Source organism: Enterovibrio norvegicus (assembly GCF_002876705.1).
GTDB classification, from domain to species: domain Bacteria; phylum Pseudomonadota; class Gammaproteobacteria; order Enterobacterales; family Vibrionaceae; genus Enterovibrio; species Enterovibrio norvegicus_B.
Window position 1 is genome coordinate 272,072 of the sequence record NZ_MDAG01000057.1, and the last position, 20,230, is coordinate 292,301.

Here is a 20,230-nt window from a genome sequence, read left to right on the forward strand (position 1 = left end):
AATGCTTTGAATGCTTTGAACGTTTTCATGGATTAACGAGGGTTAAACCATTGGCAGAGTGCGTCTAAGGTCAGTTGCACTGCAGGATGTTTTGCGTCTGATTTTCGGGTTAACACATGCCAAGTCAGAGGAAGGCCATTTTCTGTCAATGGCACGGCGGCGACGAGCTTCTGCGTTAACGAGCGAGTGATTGCCCATTTTGAAAGTATGCTGATCCCCAAATCAACCCCAATCATCTCCACAATCGCATCGGTCATTTCGACGGACTGAATGTGGCGAAGGCGAATACCTGAAGGCTTGATAAACCGTTCGTATTCAAACCCTGGCAATGCATCGAGACTGTAAGTGAGGTAATCCACGTCGGCGAGATCTTCTGCAATAATCCAAGGCTTATCGGCGAACGGATGTTGAGGATGCGTGACAAGAACCAGTTCATCGTCAATCAATGGGACAGAGGAAAAGGCAGAGTTATCGATATTCACTGGCGAAATCAATAAATCCGTTGCACCTGTTAGCAAGGTATTTTCTGCCTCTCGGGTCGCTGCCGCCACGAAGTCGACCTGCAATTTTTCTCGTTTCACGGGAAGAGAGGCCAAAAAACCGGGAACCCAATGATAAGCACTGTAGGCTGCGACGCCTATTCTCACGAAGTGACTGGCGTTTTGTGCCGTTTGCTCGAAGTCTTTTTCAGCGCGAGATAGCTCGGGCAATAGTAATTGTGCTGCCTGCACCAAGGATTGCCCTGCCGGTGTTGGCCGTAATCTGCGTCCCTCACGTTCAAAGATAGGGCTACCTAACCGCCGCTCTGCCTCAGCAAGGCGATGACTCAACGCAGACTGTGTGACGCCGATGGCGTCTGCAGCACGACCAAGACTGCCGTATTTCCCCACCGCTTCCAGAAGTTTCCAGTGCTTAATATCTAGTCGCATAACGTCCAACTGTTTACATGAGAGTTATTCATGCTTAACGCCTATATTTCATTAATTATATGACGGAAAAGCACCTATTATCCAATGAGAAACGGGAATGTCTGGACAGCGTTAAAGGGGTTATCGAATGGGTGTGGTTGTTATGATGGGAGCAGCCATTGGGTTTGGACTGAATCCATTGCTGTCTCAGTTACTGCTTCAGCAGGGATACTCGCCTGAAGTGGTCGCATTCTTTCGCTGTGGTATTCCAATGCTACTGGCGCTGCCGTATCTGGGGGCAATAAAAAATAATGCATCAGAATATGTCAGAAGCATGGTCATTGGCGTGTGCTCTGCCTTAGGAATGCTCGCATTTTTAGCGAGTTTTCAATGGGTTTCTCCCACCTCCGTCATCCTGATTTATTACACCTACCCCTTGTTTGCGATGTTGTTGAGTTGGCTGTTTTTTGGTCAAGCGCTCACGCGTAATCGCTTGATTGCGGCCTGTATCATTGGATTGGCGGTGTCATTGATGCAAGGGTCATTGGACGCCTCAAATACGCCATTCGGGTATGTGCTACTTTGTTTTGTCGCACCCGCTTCTTACGCACTCGTGATTAACTACCTTTCTCGTCCCATCCTCCCACTTCAGGTAGGCGAGCGAATGAGTGCCACATTAGCAGGTCATATGTTGGTGATTATCCCCGTCACCTGGTTTTCTCAACCGACACTTGTTATGCCCGAGACGTTTGAACAAAGCGGGCTTATTTTGGCAATCGGTGTCTTTGCGGCCGCAATACCTCAATACCTTTTCGTGAGAGGGACGCTACTGTTAGGTGGCGAGAGGGCCACCATGATCAGCACATTCGAGATCGTATTTGCATTGATGTTCAGCGTGGTTTTACTGGGGCAAAACCTAGAATACGTGGAGGTTGTCGCGTGTTTACTGATCGTGACCGCAGGTTTAATACGATTCGAGCCTGAGCCTTCAATGAAAAAGGCTCAAGCTCGAACAGTGGTGGGGTGATGTCTGGCGCGGTGTGTTTCAGCTGTGTTCGCCAAGCAAACCGCGCCTTGGACATGCTACGATTTCGAGTGTTGTAACGCTTTCTCCGCCAGCTTGTCCGTCAGCATGTGCATCTCTGGCAAGATGCGATGGATAAGATGAAGCTGCTGCAACACCATGCCCGCAGAACTGCTCTCTTCCTCGCGCCATTTACCGAGATGTTTCGCGAGTTCATCGTCATAACAAGATTGCACATCGCTTTCTTTAGACAGCTTCGCCACCAAGCAATCCAATTCTTTGTGTATGCCTCTGTGTGCTTTCGAGACCAGTTCGTGAATGCTGTCGTCATCCATTTGCATGCGGTGTGCGCCAAGCGCGGAGATATAACTCAACATCGCGTGGTTTAAGCACAAGAAGCGGAAACTCTCGTCAGTGGCTGTTTGGTATCGGCCGGGTTCAGCCAACATGTTACTGATGGCCGTCGTGAGTTGCGCGTCGTTATTGTGTGCTTCGCGGCGTGCAACGCGATAGGCCATGGTGTCGCGTTTTCCTATGCGGTACTGACCGATGATTTGTGCCAGATAATCGCGGTTCGCGGCCACTGCATCTTGCATGATCCCGCGTAGACGGTGAGCTTGCCAATCCGGCAGCACAAAGCGCACAGCGATGACCGACAGCAAACAGCCAATTAAGGTATCGCCCAAACGTGGCAACATGACGGCATATCCTTCGCCCAATTGGTTGAAACACATGAGTACCAACAACGTAATGAAGGTGGTTGCGGCGGCATAGTGTGTGGTTCTAAAGGCGAAGAACAACACGCCAAATAACACCATTAACACCAGTTGCCCCGTCGGATCGGGGAAAAGCGTAAGCAGGGGCAGGCCAATCAGTAAGCCGATCAAGGTACCTGAAACGCGCTCGGTGAGTTTGCTGCGCGTTGCGGAGTAATTGGCTTGGCAGACAAACAAGATGGTGAGCAAAATCCAATAGCCACGCGTCAGGTCAAGCGCTTGAATGATGCCGTAACCGACAGCCAACGAGAGGCTGAGACGCACAGCATGGCGGAACAACAGCGATTTCGGGGTCATCTGCGCCCAAATGCGCGAGATTTTGTCTCGCAAGCTATGCGCATCTGGGTCGGCAATCTCTTTGTCTTCGTCAGTTTGTGTGGCGTCAGGGTTACTGATGTTTGCTAGCTGGCGTTCAACCGTCGCAAGGTTACGGAACAGGTAATCCAGTTGGCTTAACAGGGCATTCCATTCCGGGTTGTTCTGTTCTTTCACGTAAATCAGCGATTCGTTTAACTCATCCAATGCTTTGATGCTTTCTTCGCCATGACGATAAGGGCGAGAAAGGGTCAAGCAGTGTGAGACTTCCAAGCAGGCTTTGGCTTGAAGACGCAGTAAACGCTGAAGGCGGAAAAGAATGTCACTGTGGAAGAACACGGTGGCGAGATCTTGATAGCGATAGTGCGATGAGTTTGCACGTTCGTGAATGTCTTGCGCCAGAATATAAATCTTCAATAGTTGGCGACTGCTGTCGTTCAAACGTCCGCGTCGAACACGATTCAGTAGCGAAGCCTTTGCTGCATTGAGCGCGTTCACCACATGGCGGTTTTGGTCAGCATCCGTTAAGCGCAACGCCTGAGGATTTACATCTCGACTCGGATGGAACATGTCTGATTTTTGGTCGAGGTATTTCCCTAGGGTTTTGAACAGCGCAGCAAGACTTTGTTGAACGGGCTGCATGGGCCACAACATCAACCACACCAGCGAAATCACGCCATACCAAGCAGCCCCAGCTAACAACATGGCAGGTTGGAACCACAAGTTCACGGATTCGTGTGCACCAAGCATGGTGTAAACCGCCGTGAGCAAGGAAGCAAAGGCGATGCTGGCGTAACGCGGACCTATCGCCCCAAGCATGGTAAATCCAAACGTGGACGAGATTAAGCCAACCGTGAACAACAAGGGATAGTCGAAAAGGAGTTCAATCGAGAAAGTTGCAATGGCAAAACACACGAGCGTGGTGATGAGCGCTGAGAATCGACCTGCAAGGTTGTCGTCGGTTTCTGCCAACGCGGAAGCGATGATACCGAGCACCAAAGGCGTAATGGCCTCCGTTGCGCCAAACCACCAACATGGCAGTGCAACGCCAACCAGTGCGATGAACACACGCACGCTGTAATTGATGCGACTGTTTGCCCAGTATTCTCGAAGAGTTAAAGAGGATCGTTTAGAAATCATACGAACAGAGATAAGCCTCGAATGCAGGTAAGATAACAGATTAGAAAGGGCATCCAAGTGGCGAGATCAAAAAGGGTCGGCATTTTCAGTCCCATTCCTGCACATCGCGCGCTTTTGCTGACAATTCATACAAGTATCGTTGCACAAGTCGGCTTTCCGCAAAGGATATCGATGAGTTGGTGCCCATTCCTTGGTATTCTGAGTCACTATAGAAAACAACGAAATAAAGCGATAGACGCACTCCGATGAAATTATCCGCGAGCCGATTGGCGCAATGGTTTGTACAAGGCGATCACTACAGCATCCGTTTGGATGAATCCCGTCTAGTGTTCGAATCCAAACACATCACTGAAACTGTGCCATTTTCAATTTGGGATGGTCAGTGCCGCATTTCCCGTGGCTTATGGTGGGGGAAATTGACGGTGATTGTGTCGCCAGCGGACCGTCCTGCGCAAACTCTCACTGTGTATGGATTGCCATGGCGTGAACTGCAAGCGTTCGCAGAGCAGCTCACGGGAGAATACCAAGTCTGGTTAGCGGGTCAGCAGAAGCGCTTTATGTTGGTGGAGCACGAGTTATTTGCGCTTCGCGATATCTTGGCCGATCACCAAGGGTATTTGCGTGATGCAGATTTAACAGCATGGCGCGAAAAGGCAGACGCTGTGTTTGAAGCCCATACCCTGCATCCTCAAGTCTTCTCTGTTGCAAACCCAGCGCTGTATCAAGCGGTTTATGGTTGGATTCAAAATGGCGATGCCAAGCGCATGGCGAGAAACCAACAATGGCAAACTAACGAGCGCGAACGTTGGTCTGCATGGTTTGATGGGGCAGAGTCGTCGCCTTTGAATGCATCGCAGCGAGATGCTGTGTTAATGGACGACAACCACAATTTACTCCTCGCGGGGGCAGGTTCAGGGAAAACCAGCGTGCTCATGGCGAGAACACGTTACCTTGTTATGGGTGAACAAACGACGCCTGAACGTATTCTAATGCTGGCGTTCGGTAAGAAAGCCAGCGAGGAAATGAAGACGCGATTGCAGGCACACCAACTGACGAAAGTGAATGTGTCTACTTTCCACAGCTTTGCCACGAAAATCATTAAAGAGGCAACAGGGCAAGCCCCCGTGATGGCTGACCTTGCGACGGACGAAGAGAGCAAGTTGAGCTGGATGACATTGTGGTTGGCGAAAAACTTAGCCAATCCAACAGTAGAGAAACGTTGGCAGAAACACCTGACGCAGTGGAAAGTGTCTGGCTTGAGTGCAGACCGCCCATTGGTTGAGCAAGCCCATGAACCCAAACTGCACAAATGGCTGTGGCGACAACTGGACTTACTTCAACAGCAAACCTTGTCTCAGACTGCGATAAAGCAACGCATTCAAGCTTTGCAGCCGAACACGACAGAACGCGAAGGTGACACGACGCTCACTGAGTTGGATTCAACGAACAACAACATGGTTGCCAAAGCGTTGAGCGAATTGGCCTTGGTTTGGCCTTTGGTTCGGGACTATCGCCAGCATTTAACGCAGAACAAAACACTCGATTTTAATGGTTTGATCATTGAAGCCACGAAAATCCTTTCCAAGAAAAACGCCACGCTCGCGTCGCATTATGACCACGTGATGGTGGATGAGTATCAAGATATTTCGCCGTCACGCTTGGCACTGCTTGAGGCTGTGTGTGGCGGTAAACGAGACCGATCTCCGTCGTTGTTTGCGGTGGGTGATGATTGGCAGGCGATATACCGATTTGCAGGTTCAGACGTGAGCTTAACCACGGATTTTCTAGCCCGCTTTCCAAAAGGCGAAATTCGGTACCTTGATACGACTTATCGTTTCAACTCCATGCTGGGCGATGTCGCAAATCGATTCGTTCAAGTGAACCCAACACAGCTTTCAAAACCGCTCAACAGTCACCGACTGCAGAAGAAAAAGGCCGTTACCTTGCTGCCTACTGAGAGTATTGCGGCAGCCCTAGACAAACTGGCGTCGTCACAAGGCGAGAAAACCGCAAGTGTGCTCATCATTGGGCGTAACAATGCCAATAAGCCAGCGGATTTGGGCCAATGGCAATCTTCTTATTCCTCGCTAGACATCAGTTATGTCACCGCTCATGCCAGTAAGGGGTTGGAAGCAGACTACACCTTCATTGTGGATGTAAATGAAAACGTCTTCCCCGCAAGATCTTATGCAGAGGGTCTTGAAGGGGCATTGTTGCACATGGAAGAAGGGGTAGAGCATGCAGAAGAACGCCGATTGTTCTATGTCGCGCTGACGCGAGCTAAGCATCAATGTTGGGTATGTTGTGAGCCTGAAACGGCTTCAGTGTTCGTGAAGGAGTTGTGGCAGGGCGATTATCCTGTTTCGTCTTCCATTACTAAAAAGCAACTTATGGCGAGCTGAACGTGATTAGCTATTGCTGGCTTGAACACCGCAGCGCAGCATGGTGGCTTGTCCTGAGTCATCACTGACCATGAGGTGGAATCGAAATGCCAATGCGTCATTGAAGATTTGCTTTTTGGGATGACTGAGCGCATTGCCCATGAGACTTCCAAAGGTTTTGAAGGCGTGCGCTGAGCTTTGCCCTGACACTGCAACGCCCAATGTGGCGCAAATCGCCAAATTGTCGATTATAGAAGTGCGCATCGCGTCTTCGTCATCATCAATGACGGCAAGGAGGGCGAACGTGTCTTCGTTGTTGATCCAAATCTCCCCGCTATCGATGACCAGCTTTTCACCCTCTTGCATGGGCTGCCATTCATTTTGATAGCCCAGCATTTCTAAGTTTGCTTTGGTTTCGCCCGCGCTGGGGTAGCTTTGAGCATGAAGCGGCGCTCCCCAAAATAGGGTGAGCGATATCAAGAGAGACGCTGGGAAAAGCGTCTGAAATCTATTCAATAGGGTTGAGTACTCTGAGGATTGCATATGTTCCATTGTAGTCATTGATGCTTAGATCGTGAATAACATGGACTGCTTCACCTTGAACTCTGAAAAGAAAAGTCACCGTACTTTGCATAACCTGCTTGTATAAAAAGTGAAGCAAACGCACAATTCACAATAAATCGAATACTGTGCGGTTTTTCACCAAAGATCTTATTTTAAAAGGCAATTTTGCATCAGGAAGCCCTAATATTTCTTGTTATATCACATTGAATTAATGTGATCTTTTGCCTATATATAAATAAAGACATTAATGATGCTGTGAGTTTTTTATCTGTAATGGGTAATTCTATGTGTAAAAAACATGGACAGTTTTTCAATATGTGGTCGATAAAAAGGCACAGACACATACAGCAACCCATATTTTAGGTCGTGGATCCGGCGAGGAATAAACAAGTATGAATTCGACATCTGCGAAAAAGCCGCCGGCAAAAACCAGAGAAAAAGTGGTCATGGGCTTACAAGCCATGGACTTTATTCAACATGGTACGGAAGCCTCACTAGAAATAGTGACCCCTCTGGGTCAACGATTGAACTTCAAATCTAACTTCATTGGCTTCGATGATCAGCAACATATCTTCTTTACCATGCCGAAGCTGTCTAAAGGTGATTACGAAATGTTTTTCACCCAAGGCTTTAATGTCGATATTGAAGGTGTATCAGAGCAGGGTGAAGGGGCGTTGGTGCGATTTCGTACGCGTATCGAGCATGTGATTTATCGTCCCGTATCTTTGATTGTTTTTCCTGTGCCACAGCAAGCTAAATTGGTGCTATTGAGAAACGAAATTCGTTATGACTTACGTCTTCCTGGCGATATTCAACTTTCTAATCGTAAACTGCGCGTTATCTTAACGGATGTGTCTTCTGGCGGGTGTGGGTTTGCCTATGATGCGATCTCTCCTGAATTTGATGTTGACCAGAAGATTGTGCTTGAAGTCATCAACAGCACCACGCAGGACACCTATGCGCTGAGTGGGGCGGTGAAAAACGGACGTACAAAGCGTGGTAAACAGACATATGGCATGGTTTTCGATGAACCTGGCAAGGCAAACTGCCGCCGTTTGCTTTCAACCCTGATTTACGACGGCACGAAATACGTGTTCAAGAACCCGAAGAAAGACCAAGCACCGGGCGGAAAATCGTAACCAAGGTATTGGCTTTTCATTTACGCCGAGTCATGAAAAAAGCACCGAGGAATCGGTGCTTTTTTATTGCCGGATCGGGAGGTTTTACTCTCTGAAAACGAGCAGCAAATTGAGCGCGTCGCCGGGGTTGATTTCAGTGGACGGGTCGTCGTCGAAAAAGCGGTTAAAACCGTCTAGCCGTGGGTCATTGTTGCTGAGCTTGTGAAACCCCATGCTCCAATCTTTAAACTGACGTTCGACCAGCGATTTCCGCATCATTTCTACGATGCCGTAGTGGCGATGATCCCTACAGATCTTTTCAAACAGTGACGAGACAATGTGCTCGTCACCTTCGATGGCTTGAATAAAGTCACCATCTTTGTAGAGCAACATTCCTGTGATGCCAAGCGCTTCGTTATTACTGCGAATATCACAAAGCATAGTGTTAAGTTCGGATTCGGTAAAAGGGCGTTCTGCACTGCTGATATAAACAATTTGCTGTAGGTTGTTGCTCATTGTTTGCTCCAAGATTTATCCCTAAGCAACCTCTTAACGCGGGTTCGACGAGAACGTCATAGTCGGCAGAAGATTACTGCGGATACGCCCTCGTTAAAGTATGTATTATATTTAAGAATTTGCATTTGAGCGAGGCGATTTATTTGCGTCCTCAACATATAACACCTTGCTGATGATGTGATGTCTGTTAAGGAAATCTAACCAACGAACCTGATGATGCTGGAGCTTATCACCCGGTCCTTTCACTTCGATAAATTGGCAGGTATTTCCTTTCACCATGAAAAGATCAGGATGCCCAGCTCGATTAGATTTTGGGTCAAACAATATGCGTTCAAAACACGCCACGAGTTGAGGCGGTGTCAAACTCAACAACGCTGCCGTGATCTGTTCTTTGTCGATATAACCCCAGACAACCCAATCATTCGCCAATCCATATTTCTGCTCAAACGTTGCGAGTCGTTGCTTGACGCTTTCCTCTTGGGTTTGTTGTGCCAAGGCAATTAACCGCTCTTCAATGGCGGATTGTCGCGCAGCATAAAACTCAGAAGAAAACATGTCGCGAGGGGAACGCTGAAAAGGGTTTAAAAATGCCCCCGAAACAGGGCTGAAAATGATGTCCCAAAACGTCAAACCAAAGAGTGCATTCAGCAATAGGTTCTCACTGAACCACACAGTCCATCCTTGTTCGGTGAAATGCGCCGCACTGGCGACTTCCACGCGAGCATCCAAAGGCAACGAAAGGTGAAGCGCTTCATAGAGGTGTTCTGTGGCGACAGGGCAATCAAAATCGGTTTTCTTTGCCAGTTGTTTTGCAATACGCGCAGCCACGTCTTTTTCATCTTCATTGAAGGGGTTGGCGAGCATGTTGCTGACCCATTCACAGACGCGTGACCAATCGGCTTGCTTCATCGCGATACGTGCTTGGCGTTCCCTTGACGGCGGAAGAGACGATTGTGAGAAGAGCAACATGGCCTCTTCGATGTTTCCAGCGCGCTCTTGTTCTCTGGCCAGTTGGTTGATCAGTCGCTGTCGTTTTCGTTCGAGTGGTGGCCACGCTGTTGTAAATGGCAGTGCTTTTGGCAGTTCAAGAAGGGCATGTTTGTCTTTTTTTTCCAACAATTGCCAATATTGCTCAGAAAGATAGGACAAATCTAACCAGTCTTTCATTTGGTCTCTACTTGTAAACAACCTTACCTCCGCAGTAAGTGATACGCTTTCGAACCGCTGAATACCTAGGTCACTTAAAACAAACTGACTGAGGTCTTGTCGCGCGTTACCAAAATACAAAAGTAAGAAAATTGGCATCACGTCGAGCCGAACGTGTAAGCACGAAAATGTCAGTGGCTCGGCGGTGGGAGAGTGGGTTGCAATCTCTTCGATGAGGTCAGCTTTCTTACTTTTTTTGTCCAGCGGTAATACATCGAAATGACTCAAAAGCTCAGGCTTTGTTAACAGTGAACAAAGAACATCAAAAGGAGGTGTGCGCTCAATATCAATGAATGTTGCTTCAGCGAGAGAAGAGATGGCATGCGGCAGGTTGTCGATTTCTGGGTAATTGAGTTTGTCTTCACGAAACCAATGCCCTTTTCGGGAAAGAAATCGCACCAATAAGCATTGTGCATTCGTGGGTAAATCATGAAATGCCGTTATCCAGTCACCTTCTTCTTGCGTAAGAAGATCCCCGTAACGGAGGGTTACGGTGTCGATGATAGAAGCAAAATTAGCAAGGTAATAATGCGGTGGGAGATCTGGAAAAACAGCGGTATCGGTCATTGTAGTGAACGGTTGGGAATACGAATGTTTGATTATGACTGCCTCTTGGTGATGTCACAAACGGACGTGGCTAGGAATGAGAATAATAAAGGACACGTTTACGGTGAGAATGCTGAAACTGTTAATCGGGCTAGGGGTTATGTTTTCTGCATTTGTAGGGGCGGAACCAGCAAAAAATTCAATCAACAGTACGTTGCCAATCAAGGCGGCAGATTGTTTGGTGGTGGACAAAGACAAACATATCTTAATGATCGAAGAAGCCATCAGCGGTAAGTTTTCGATACCCGGTGGTTCAATCATTGGCGATGAATCGCCAGAGGTGGCGGCAAAACGAGAAACATTCGAAGAAACAGGGCTAGACGTCAATGTGGGGAAGCAAATTGCACGTACCTATAACTCTGTCCTATTTGCATGTGAGCTGGCGACGCCAGCGAATTACTACATGGATCAAAATGGTCAACGTATTGTGATGGTTTGGACCGCACCACACTTCGGGAAAGAAGTGACGCGAGTGCTGCTCAAACCGGACAATAAAGCCATGCGAAGCAATTACCGCTTTCCTGAACACAAGTGGCAATTTCCGAATTGGGTACCAGAAGTGACGCCAAGCGCGTTTGTGTTTTCTCCCGGTGAAATTGGCACATTGATCCCTTTCTATGAATCCCAATTGATCATGCTGCAAGAGTGGCACAATACGATTTCAAACAATGGACTGACGCTGTTTCTGTCCAAAATCGTCATCCTGATCGGTTGTGTGTTTTCACCGATTTTCTTTCTGCTCACTTTGCCATTAATACGAAGCTATCATGGCCATCGTGCGTTGCTGATTTATGGTGCAGGTATGCTCACCATGGCGACGTTTACCTTGATTCTGAGTACAGTCATTGTGGTGCCTCGTCCTTACTTTATCGACCCTGTATTCGGCGTGCATAACACCTTGGGTTACACCTTACCGAGTACCATGGTGACATTGACGACCATGCTGTTTGGCTGGGTTTGGATGACGTCAAAAACCGCTGAAAAACAGCGGAAATACCGTTGGCTGATCGCCGTGTGTGGCGCGGTGTCGATTCTGTTTGTCAGTCTCAAAGTCTTACTGCTGGGTGAACATTACCCAACAGATGTTTTGGTTGGCATTGCACTGGGTGTTGCGGGTACATTTGGACTTCACCATGTGAGAAAGTGGCGATTCACAGACAGGCGCTACGTGTTAATTTCAGCACGCTTTTGGATTGCAGCGTTTGCGGTTACAGCGGTCATTGGCGGAGCAATTCACAAGCCACACATCATTTATCTGTCAGCGATCTGTCTTGGCGTGTATAGCGCTCTGATGTGGTTAAAATTCTTCCCTATCTATGTGTCACCCATTAAGCGGCATGTTCAGTTGACGTTTTTTTCGCTTCTTTCAATGGGCGTACTCGCGATTGTGGGCGTTGATCATTGGCTTACTGCGAGGTATGCCGTGAATACCGTGATTGTGGCGGTGCATTGCGGGGCGTTATGGTCAATCGCGGTGTGGCTGTTGGTGGTGGCTCCTCGGGTGTTACCCAACGTATTGAAAATCTGATTGTCGTCTTGATGGATGCATCTCCCAACGATATGCATCGCCAAACATCTTGAATAAGCGGTTGAAAATACACTGGCTGAAATGAAAGCTTTGTGTTTTCAGCCGCTTTTAGGTTGAATCGAGGAGGAAATCCGCTTTGAAGCCGCCCTTGGCTGTTGTAAAGTTATGCGCAGTTAAATAATCCGCATACTGCCAGTTACCGTAAGGATCAACGGTGCAATTTCTGGCTTCAGGGAGCAAGATGTTACCAGTACTCAATCATCAACATACGCTTGACCCAGTTGTTGGTCGCTATCTTGATAAGCTAAAAGAGCTGGGTTTCCAAGGTGAAACCGAAACCTTCTATGCGAGTCGCCTCGCTGTCGCAACAGACAACTCTGTTTACCAGATGTTGCCTCAAGCCGTCATTTTCCCAACGTCTACACAAGATTTAACCCTTGTCGGTAAAGCCTCTTTAAACGGCGATTTTGATGCTATTCGATTCTCTGCTCGTGGGGGCGGTACAGGCACCAACGGTCAATCACTCACGCAACATGTCGTGGTGGATGTTTCCCGCCACATGCAGAAAGTGCTTGAAGTTAACCCTGAGGAAGGCTGGGTACGTGTTCAAGCCGGTGTCGTGAAAGACGCGCTCAATGATGCACTTCGCCCACATGGCTTTTTCTTTTCTCCGGATTTGTCGACCAGCAACCGTGCAACGGTCGGCGGCATGGTGAACACCGATGCGTCGGGCCAAGGCTCGTTGCGTTACGGTAAAACCTCTGACCACGTTCTGGCATTGAAAGCCATACTCGCAGATGGCTCTGAGCTTGATACCGAATCGCTTCAATATGATGCTGTGCAAGCAAATGAACGCCAAGATTATGCAGGACATGCACTGCGCGAAGTATCGCGGATCTGCCGAGAAAATCGCGCGGATATCGACGCGAAATTCCCGCCGCTGAACCGTTTCTTGACGGGCTATGATCTGAAAAATGCCTATCAACCTGAACACGACACGTTTGATATCGCACGCGTATTGTGTGGTGCAGAAGGCTCGCTGGGTTTTATTTCGGAAGCCAAGCTGAATATCACGCCAATTCCCAAAGCACGCACCTTATTGAACGTCAAATACGACAGCTTTGATTCTGCATTGCGCAGCGCACCTGTAATGGTGGAAGCCAATGCGTTGTCGGTAGAAACCGTTGATTCACGCGTACTGAATTTAGCGCGTGAAGACATTGTCTGGAACACGGTCAAAGATCTGTTGACCGATGTGCCGGGTAAAGACATGCAGGGCATCAACATTGTTGAGTTTGCGGGCAACGATGTCGATGAGATCGAGGCACAAGTTACATCACTTTGTGCACGATTGGATGTGCTGGTCGAAGCCGGTGATCAAGGCGTGATTGGGTATCAAGTCTGTAACGATTTGGCGTCTATCAACAAAATTTACAACATGCGCAAAAAAGCCGTTGGCCTTCTTGGCGCGGCGAAAGGCGCAGCAAAACCTGTCGCGTTTACTGAAGACACCTGTGTGCCGCCAGAAAACCTCGCTGACTTCATTGTCGAGTTCCGTGCGCTGCTGGACAGCCATAACCTAAACTATGGCATGTTTGGTCATGTGGATGCAGGTGTGCTCCATGTGCGTCCAGCCCTTGATTTGTGCGACCCCGAACAAGAACTTCTGATGAAGACAATTTCTGATCAAGTGGTTGCGCTGGTGGCGAAATACGGCGGCTTGATGTGGGGCGAGCACGGAAAAGGATTCCGTTCTGAGTACGGCCCTGACTTCTTCGGGGAAGCGTTGTTCAACGAGCTGCGCAAAGTCAAAGCGGCGTTCGATCCGCATAACCGCATGAACCCGGGCAAGATTTGTACGCCGTTTGAAAGTTCTGATGAATTGGTGAAAGTGGACGGCGAAAAACGCGGTGCCTTTGACCGACAAATCCCGATTCAAGTGCGTGATAGTTTCCGCCAAGCGATGGAATGTAACGGTAACGGATTGTGCTTTAACTACGACACCAGTTCTCCTATGTGTCCGTCGATGAAGATCAGTTATGACCGTCGCCACTCGCCAAAAGGCCGTGCAGGCATTGTGCGTGAATGGTTGCGACTGTTGGCAGAACAAGGTGTTGATCCCTTGGTGCTTGAAAAAGAGTTGATGGACAAGACGCCGTCGATTCGTCAAATTTTCGATCGCTTCAAAAACACCTGGATGGCGAAGAAAGACGACTACGATTTCTCCCATGAAGTGATGGAAGCAATGAACGGCTGTTTGGCGTGTAAAGCCTGCGCAACCCAATGTCCGATTAAAGTGGATGTGCCAAGTTTCCGCTCGCGCTTTATTAACCTGTATTACAGCCGTTATCAGCGTCCCGCAAAAGATTACCTCGTTGCTAACATCGAAACCATGTTGCCTTGGATGGCGAAAGCGCCTGTATTGATCAACGCGATGACCCAGCCTAAATGGGCGAAAGCCGCAACGAAGGCAACCATTGGCTATGTCGATACGCCAGCGCTGTCCGTGCCGACCTTGATGGAATCATTGGATGGGCATCATGCCACCAAATTCGATTTGCAGTGGTTACAGGCGTTGAGTGAATCAGAGCGTGCTCGTTATGTACTGATCGTGCAAGACCCCTTCACCAGTTTCTATGAAGCGGATGTGATTCGTGATTTGGTGAGCTTGATTGAAAAGTTAGGTAAAAAACCCATGCTTTTGCCGTTCAAGCCGAACGGAAAAGCACAGCACATTAAAGGCTTTTTGAAAAAGTTCGCGAAAACAGCGACGAATACGGCGGCGTTTCTTAATCAAGTCGCCGATCTTGGTGTGCCGATGCTGGGAGTCGATCCGGCATTGGTGTTGTGCTATCGCGATGAGTACAACGAAATCTTGGGTGACAAACGTGGTGACTACCAAGTGCTCACTGCTCACGAATGGCTGATTGAAGAAATCAATCATCAGCCGACCAAAGCGCAAGCAGACACGGATGCGTGGTATTTGTTTGCTCATTGTACTGAGAAAACCAAGATGCCAAACGCGGAAGCAGAGTGGGGCAAGATTTTTGCGCACTTTGGCGGAAAAATGGAAGCGGTCGCTGTCGGTTGTTGTGGCATGGCGGGCACTTACGGGCATGAAGCTGACAAGCTGGAAAACTCAAAAGGTATTTACGGTTTGAGCTGGCAGCCACGTCTTGAGTCTTTACCGCCAACACGCACCATGGCAACGGGATATTCATGCCGCAGCCAAGTGAAGCGTTTTGAGCATCATAAAATGCTTCATCCTGTACAGGTATTACTCAAACTGGTGTAAGCCATTTTGTGATTTGTTCGATATCACAATGTTTGTTGAATAGCATAAAGGGGCGTTTGCCCCTTTTCTTTTTCTCACCAATCAGCCTCTTCTCACACCAAACACGTAAAACGTCACAATTTTACGTACCGTCGCAATTGTAGAGCGGGGTGATCTCTGCGAACTGATAGGCTTAGCAGTAACCCTTATACCTAAACACACTCTTACTGAGTAAGTTCTTTGAGGTTGGTTGGGTATGCCTTTTTAGAAAGGAGTCTGTCGTTATGTCTTCACTTCAGCCACATATTACGTTTCATGGCATGTGTCGAGACGCGCTTCAATTTTACACGGATGCGCTTGGCGGTAAGATTGTCACGCTAAGCACTTTTGATGAGTCTCCCGTCGAATTTCCTTCTCATTTTCTTAATCGTGTTATGCATGCAGAATTTGTTTCTCCCGAGCTTTCTTTCCTCGCCTCAGACGGTCTAGATGACTCATTAGCTCAAGGGTCTGGTGATATTGCATTTCATGTCAGTTTTACAGAGCAGAGGCGTCAAGACGTGATTTTTTCAGCATTGTCAGACCAAGGGCAGATCATCATGCCGTTGGACTATACGTTTTGGGGGGTAAGGTTCGGGATGGTTACAGATAAGTTCGGTGTACGTTGGATGTTAAGTTGTTCTGCAGAGAATCCAGAAGATTAAAAGGCCTCTGAAACCAAGCAATGAAGCAAGCAAGGTGTCAGAGGCCATAAAGTTAGAGGCATTAGAATCAGGATTCTTGAAGCCTGATTCGCAGCAATATTAATCTTCGTTAGGGCTTAACCAGCGATAAATGACACCAGCAAGAACAGCGCCAATCAGTGGTGCGACCCAGAACAGCCAAAGCTGTGAAAGTGCCCAGTCACCAACGAACAGGGCAGGGCCTGTGCTTCGTGCTGGATTTACAGAGGTGTTGGTCACAGGGATGCTGATGAGGTGAATCAGTGTGAGTGATAAACCAATTGCGAGACCAGCAAAACCAGGACTAGACAGTTTGTGCGTCGCACCAAGAATGACAATCAAGAACATAAACGTCATCAAGACTTCGGTGATAAAGCTCGACGTTAAATCGTAGCCGCCTGGTGAGTGTTCGCCGTAACCATTTGACGCAAGTCCACCCGCTAAATCAAACCCTGGCTGACCACTAGCAATCATGTAAACGGCGTATGCACCGGCAATACCGCCTGCAACCTGAATCACGATGTATGGCAAGAGTTCGCTGGTTGGGAAACGACCGCCAGCCCATAGGCCAACAGAGACGGCAGGGTTTAAGTGGCAACCAGAAATATGGCCAATGGCATAGGCCATTGTGACAACGGTTAAACCGAATGCCAGCGCGACACCTAAGTACCCAATACCTACGTCGGGTACTCCAGCTGCTAATACAGCACTACCGCAGCCTCCCAGAACTAACCAAAACGTACCGATAAATTCGGCAGTTAATTTTTTCAACATAACAAAGCGTCCTTTTCACATCGCCTCGTATTGGCGAATTGTTTTAATGCAAAAGTATGGAGTAGGAGTTGTTCCTGTACTGCGCTTTAAACGTAGCACATTGTATGGCTTTGTCCGCTTTGTTGGATTGACCCACCCAAAGCGACAAGCGTTTAAACGACTTCAACTATTCGGAAAGGGTCACATGCATCTTGGAAAGCTGATGGGGCGTGTGGTGGATGTTTCGAAGGGAACTGGGGGACTGAGCTCGGAATAACTTGGATTTAGAAGGTATACTCTATTGAAAATCAAATCGTTGCCTTGACTAAGGCGTTAAGCAATGATCACTACGTAACGCCAAAGCGAGGCTTGTAAATGATTAAGATTGTTTTCATTGTTGGTTTGATACTCGTTGGACTTCTGGCAGCAAAATTTGTGGATGAAAAAATGCAAAAGAAGATTGCCATCGTGTTCGTTGCCCTTGTGGCTGTTGCTGTTCTTAGCCTTGTCGTTTCCGAACTCATTCGCTAGCAATGCCCGCTTAAAAGCAAAAAATAGTCATGTACAGATAAACAAAAAGCGAACCATTCGGTTCGCTTTTTTCGTTTCTATACCGCAAAGAAAGCGGGATGACGGTTAGCGTGCGGTTTGACGGCTACGCTGTCCAGCAGGACGTTTCTTACCGCCCCCTGCAGGCTTGGCTGCAAATGGCTTACCGCCGCCTTGCTTCTGTCCATTTCCAGCAGTATTGCCAGAAGTTGGGCGCTTACCGTTGCTTGGTTTTCCGCCATTGCTCGGTTTATTACCGTTGCTTGGGCTTTGACCATTGGTAGGGCGACCACCCGCAGGTTTACCATCAGCGGTTTTACGCTGTGGTTTGCGAATATCAGGCTGATTAGGGTGTTTTGTTGCGAAGCGTTTCGCACCGTGACGGCCAGAACCGCGACGTTGCGCGAATGTTTGTTCTGCTTCTGTACCCGGTTGCGGGATCAAGCAGCCCGGACGATCACCGATAAGATGCTTTTTACCCATGTTGGTCAGCGCTTCACGGATCATCGGCCAGTTGGCTGGATCGTGATAGCGAAGCAGGGCTTTATGCAGACGACGCTGAAGTTCGCCTTTTGCAACAAACAACTCTTCGCGTTTCTTGTATTTCACGCGCTTGAGTGGGTTCGTTTCAGAGTGGTACATCGCTGTCGCATTACACATCGGTGATGGGTAGAAGTTCTGTACTTGGTCACACTGGAAGTCGTTCTGTTTCAACCATAATGCGAGATTCAGCATGTCATCATCTGTACAGCCAGGGTGCGCCGCAATGAAATAAGGAATCAGATACTGTTTCTTACCGGCTTCTTTGGTGTACTTATCGAACATTTCTTTGAAACGGTCATAAGTCCCCATGCCCGGCTTCATCATCAGATCCAGTGTGCCTTTCTCTGTGTGTTCAGGGGCAATTTTCAGGTAACCACCAACGTGGTGCGTCACAAGCTCTTTCACGTACTCTGGCGATTCAATCGCAAGGTCGTAGCGAACGCCTGATGCAATTACCACTTTCTTCACGCCTTTGGTTTCACGTGCTGCGCGGTAAAGGTCAATGGTGTGCTGGTGGTCTGTGTTGAGTTTTTCACAGATTTTAGGGAACACGCACGATGGGCGACGGCAGTTTCTTTCTGCTTTCGGGTCAGAACAGCCTAAGCGATACATGTTGGCTGTTGGGCCACCCAAATCTGAGATGACACCTGTGTAACCTGGCACTTTCTCGCGAATGTCTTCTAATTCATTCAGGATGGATTCCTGAGAACGGTTTTGGATGATACGACCTTCGTGTTCGGTAATAGAACAGAAAGAACAACCACCAAAACAGCCTCGCATGATGTTGACCGATGTTTTGATCATTTCATACGCAGGGATTTTCGCGTTGCCGTATTTCGGGTGAGGAACACGAGCATAAGGAAGACCAAACACGTAATCCATTTCATCTGTTGTGAGAGGAATTGGCGGCGTGTTTACCCAAAGCTCGCGGTCACCGTGTTTTTGAGCCAGCGCGCGTGCTGAATACGGGTTGTTTTCTAAGTGCATCACACGGCTTGCATGCGCGTATAGGATGCGGTCGTTCAGCAGTTTCTCGAAAGAAGGCAGACGCACATAACTGTTTTCAGCATCGTGACGAGCGGGGCGTACCATTACTGGCTTCGCAACGTCTTCTTTCGCTGCGTCTTTTGACGTTTCACACGCTGTTTCCACAACATACGGGTTAGACATCACCATGGCTTTGCCTGGTTTGTCGATGCGTGTGCTGTCTATTTCTGACATTTCTTCCGGTGCCGCTTTTAACATCACTGCCGTACCAGGAATGCGGATCATGGTTTTGATGTCTTCGCCGCGAGAGAGGCGGTGTGCGACATCGACCAATGCACGTTCTGCGTTACCGAATAGCAAAATGTCGGCTTTTGCGTCAGACAGTACTGAACGGCGAACCTTATCAGACCAATAGTCGTAGTGCGCGAGACGACGAAGGCTGGCTTCAATACCGCCTATAACAATCGCAGAATCTTTATAGGCTTCACGGCAGCGTTGCGAGTATACCAATACCGCACGGTCTGGGCGCATGCCGCCTTTGTTGTCTGGTGTGTATGCATCATCGTGGCGTGGTTTGCGGTCAGCCGTGTAGCGGTTGATCATGGAATCCATGTTGCCAGCAGTGATACCGAAAAAGAGGTTAGGTTGCCCTAACGCCATGAAGGCATCTTTATTCTGCCATTCAGGTTGCGCAATGATACCTACTCTGAAGCCTTGTGCTTCGAGTACACGACCAATAACAGCCATACCAAAACTTGGGTGATCGACATAGGCATCACCCGTGACAATGATGATGTCACAGCTGTCCCAACCAAGCATGTCCATTTCTTCACGGCTGGTAGGAAGGAATGGCGCAGCGCCGAAGCACTCAGCCCAGTATTTTGGGTAATCGTAAATAGGAGTAACAGAATTGCGCATTTTTTGACCTCTTTCTCGCAAGGCGGCAATTATAGCGACTTGAAGGGGTGAGAGCCAGCGAGATTAAACCCGCACTTTTACAAGGTTTTTAGAGAATTTGTTTGTCGGCTGCCATAGCAGAGCATCTTGCGGTTTTTAACCCCAAATAAAAGCACGGTGAAGCACAAAAAGTGAAGGAGGTTTATCGATTTCATTGGAGGGAAAAAATGGAGAAACAGATAACGCAGAACAATACTCCGACGGATATATATTCATGCATTGGCATATTAATTTTTAATGAGAACTATCAAGTCTTATTAAATAGACATGAAATCAAACTTAATGTCTTTCTATCTTGACTTAACTCTTTAAAGTTTTAATTATTAATGTAACAACACTATCAATAACGAAACATAGCATTGA

14 protein-coding genes are annotated in these 20,230 nt (G+C 48.2%); 7 read left to right on the forward strand and 7 right to left on the reverse strand.

Annotation, left to right across the window (positions count from 1 at the left end; translation table 11 throughout):
• Positions 1 to 32: 32 nt before the first annotated feature.
• Positions 33 to 929 carry a LysR family transcriptional regulator gene (locus BCT27_RS20625; RefSeq protein WP_102396626.1) on the reverse strand — a complete coding sequence of 299 codons (897 nt, stop codon included), beginning with the start codon at positions 927 to 929 and terminating at the stop codon, positions 33 to 35.
• Positions 930 to 1,056: 127 nt separating this feature from the next.
• On the opposite strand from BCT27_RS20625, the gene BCT27_RS20630 reads away from it, so the two are divergent.
• A complete protein-coding gene (locus BCT27_RS20630) occupies positions 1,057 to 1,935 on the forward strand; it encodes a DMT family transporter (RefSeq protein WP_102396627.1) in 879 nt (292 codons plus the stop codon).
• Between the two features lie 56 nt (positions 1,936 to 1,991).
• Here BCT27_RS20630 and yccS read toward each other — a convergent pair whose 3' ends face one another.
• Entirely contained in the window at positions 1,992 to 4,163 is a 2,172-nt protein-coding gene (gene yccS, locus BCT27_RS20635; RefSeq protein ID WP_102317092.1) for a YccS family putative transporter, read from the reverse strand.
• A gap of 245 nt (positions 4,164 to 4,408) precedes the next feature.
• Between yccS and helD the strand changes: the two genes are divergently transcribed.
• Positions 4,409 to 6,565: a DNA helicase IV gene (gene helD / locus BCT27_RS20640; RefSeq protein WP_102396628.1), complete on the forward strand. Its 2,157-nt coding sequence runs from the start codon at positions 4,409 to 4,411 to the stop codon at positions 6,563 to 6,565.
• Between the two features lie 6 nt (positions 6,566 to 6,571).
• Here the strand turns inward: helD and BCT27_RS20645 are convergent, their stop codons facing one another.
• Positions 6,572 to 7,105 (reverse strand): hypothetical protein, encoded by a 534-nt coding sequence (locus BCT27_RS20645; RefSeq protein WP_241908614.1) that lies wholly within the window; start codon positions 7,103 to 7,105, stop codon positions 6,572 to 6,574.
• Between the two features lie 395 nt (positions 7,106 to 7,500).
• Between BCT27_RS20645 and BCT27_RS20650 the strand changes: the two genes are divergently transcribed.
• A complete protein-coding gene (locus BCT27_RS20650; protein WP_102317089.1) occupies positions 7,501 to 8,247 on the forward strand; it encodes a flagellar brake domain-containing protein in 747 nt (248 codons plus the stop codon).
• Between the two features lie 84 nt (positions 8,248 to 8,331).
• Here BCT27_RS20650 and BCT27_RS20655 read toward each other — a convergent pair whose 3' ends face one another.
• On the reverse strand, positions 8,332 to 8,742 hold the full coding sequence (locus BCT27_RS20655) for a BLUF domain-containing protein (RefSeq protein ID WP_102396630.1): 411 nt from the start codon (positions 8,740 to 8,742) through the stop codon (positions 8,332 to 8,334).
• 111 nt (positions 8,743 to 8,853) lie between these two features.
• On the reverse strand, positions 8,854 to 10,515 hold the full coding sequence (locus BCT27_RS20660) for a VRR-NUC domain-containing protein (protein ID WP_102396631.1): 1,662 nt from the start codon (positions 10,513 to 10,515) through the stop codon (positions 8,854 to 8,856).
• Positions 10,516 to 10,591: 76 nt separating this feature from the next.
• Here BCT27_RS20660 and BCT27_RS20665 point away from each other — a divergent pair, with 76 nt between their 5' ends.
• The 3 genes from BCT27_RS20665 to BCT27_RS20675 all read left to right on the forward strand — a co-directional run bounded on the left by BCT27_RS20665 (position 10,592) and on the right by BCT27_RS20675 (position 16,060).
• Positions 10,592 to 12,082 carry a bifunctional NUDIX hydrolase/phosphatase PAP2 family protein gene (locus tag BCT27_RS20665; protein ID WP_241908615.1) on the forward strand — a complete coding sequence of 497 codons (1,491 nt, stop codon included), beginning with the start codon at positions 10,592 to 10,594 and terminating at the stop codon, positions 12,080 to 12,082.
• A gap of 241 nt (positions 12,083 to 12,323) precedes the next feature.
• Complete coding sequence (gene ydiJ, locus BCT27_RS20670) at positions 12,324 to 15,377, forward strand: D-2-hydroxyglutarate dehydrogenase YdiJ (RefSeq protein ID WP_102396633.1); 3,054 nt, start codon at positions 12,324 to 12,326, stop codon at positions 15,375 to 15,377.
• A 263-nt stretch (positions 15,378 to 15,640) separates the two neighbouring features.
• On the forward strand, positions 15,641 to 16,060 hold the full coding sequence (locus BCT27_RS20675; protein ID WP_017010521.1) for a VOC family protein: 420 nt from the start codon (positions 15,641 to 15,643) through the stop codon (positions 16,058 to 16,060).
• 99 nt (positions 16,061 to 16,159) lie between these two features.
• On the opposite strand, the gene aqpZ is transcribed toward BCT27_RS20675, so the two are convergent.
• A complete protein-coding gene (gene aqpZ, locus BCT27_RS20680) occupies positions 16,160 to 16,849 on the reverse strand; it encodes an aquaporin Z (RefSeq protein WP_371977278.1) in 690 nt (229 codons plus the stop codon).
• Between the two features lie 357 nt (positions 16,850 to 17,206).
• Between aqpZ and BCT27_RS25715 the strand changes: the two genes are divergently transcribed.
• A complete protein-coding gene (locus tag BCT27_RS25715; RefSeq protein ID WP_198597600.1) occupies positions 17,207 to 17,362 on the forward strand; it encodes a hypothetical protein in 156 nt (51 codons plus the stop codon).
• 105 nt (positions 17,363 to 17,467) lie between these two features.
• Here BCT27_RS25715 and BCT27_RS20685 read toward each other — a convergent pair whose 3' ends face one another.
• A complete protein-coding gene (locus BCT27_RS20685) occupies positions 17,468 to 19,828 on the reverse strand; it encodes a YgiQ family radical SAM protein (RefSeq protein ID WP_102390985.1) in 2,361 nt (786 codons plus the stop codon).
• Positions 19,829 to 20,230 lie beyond the last annotated feature (402 nt).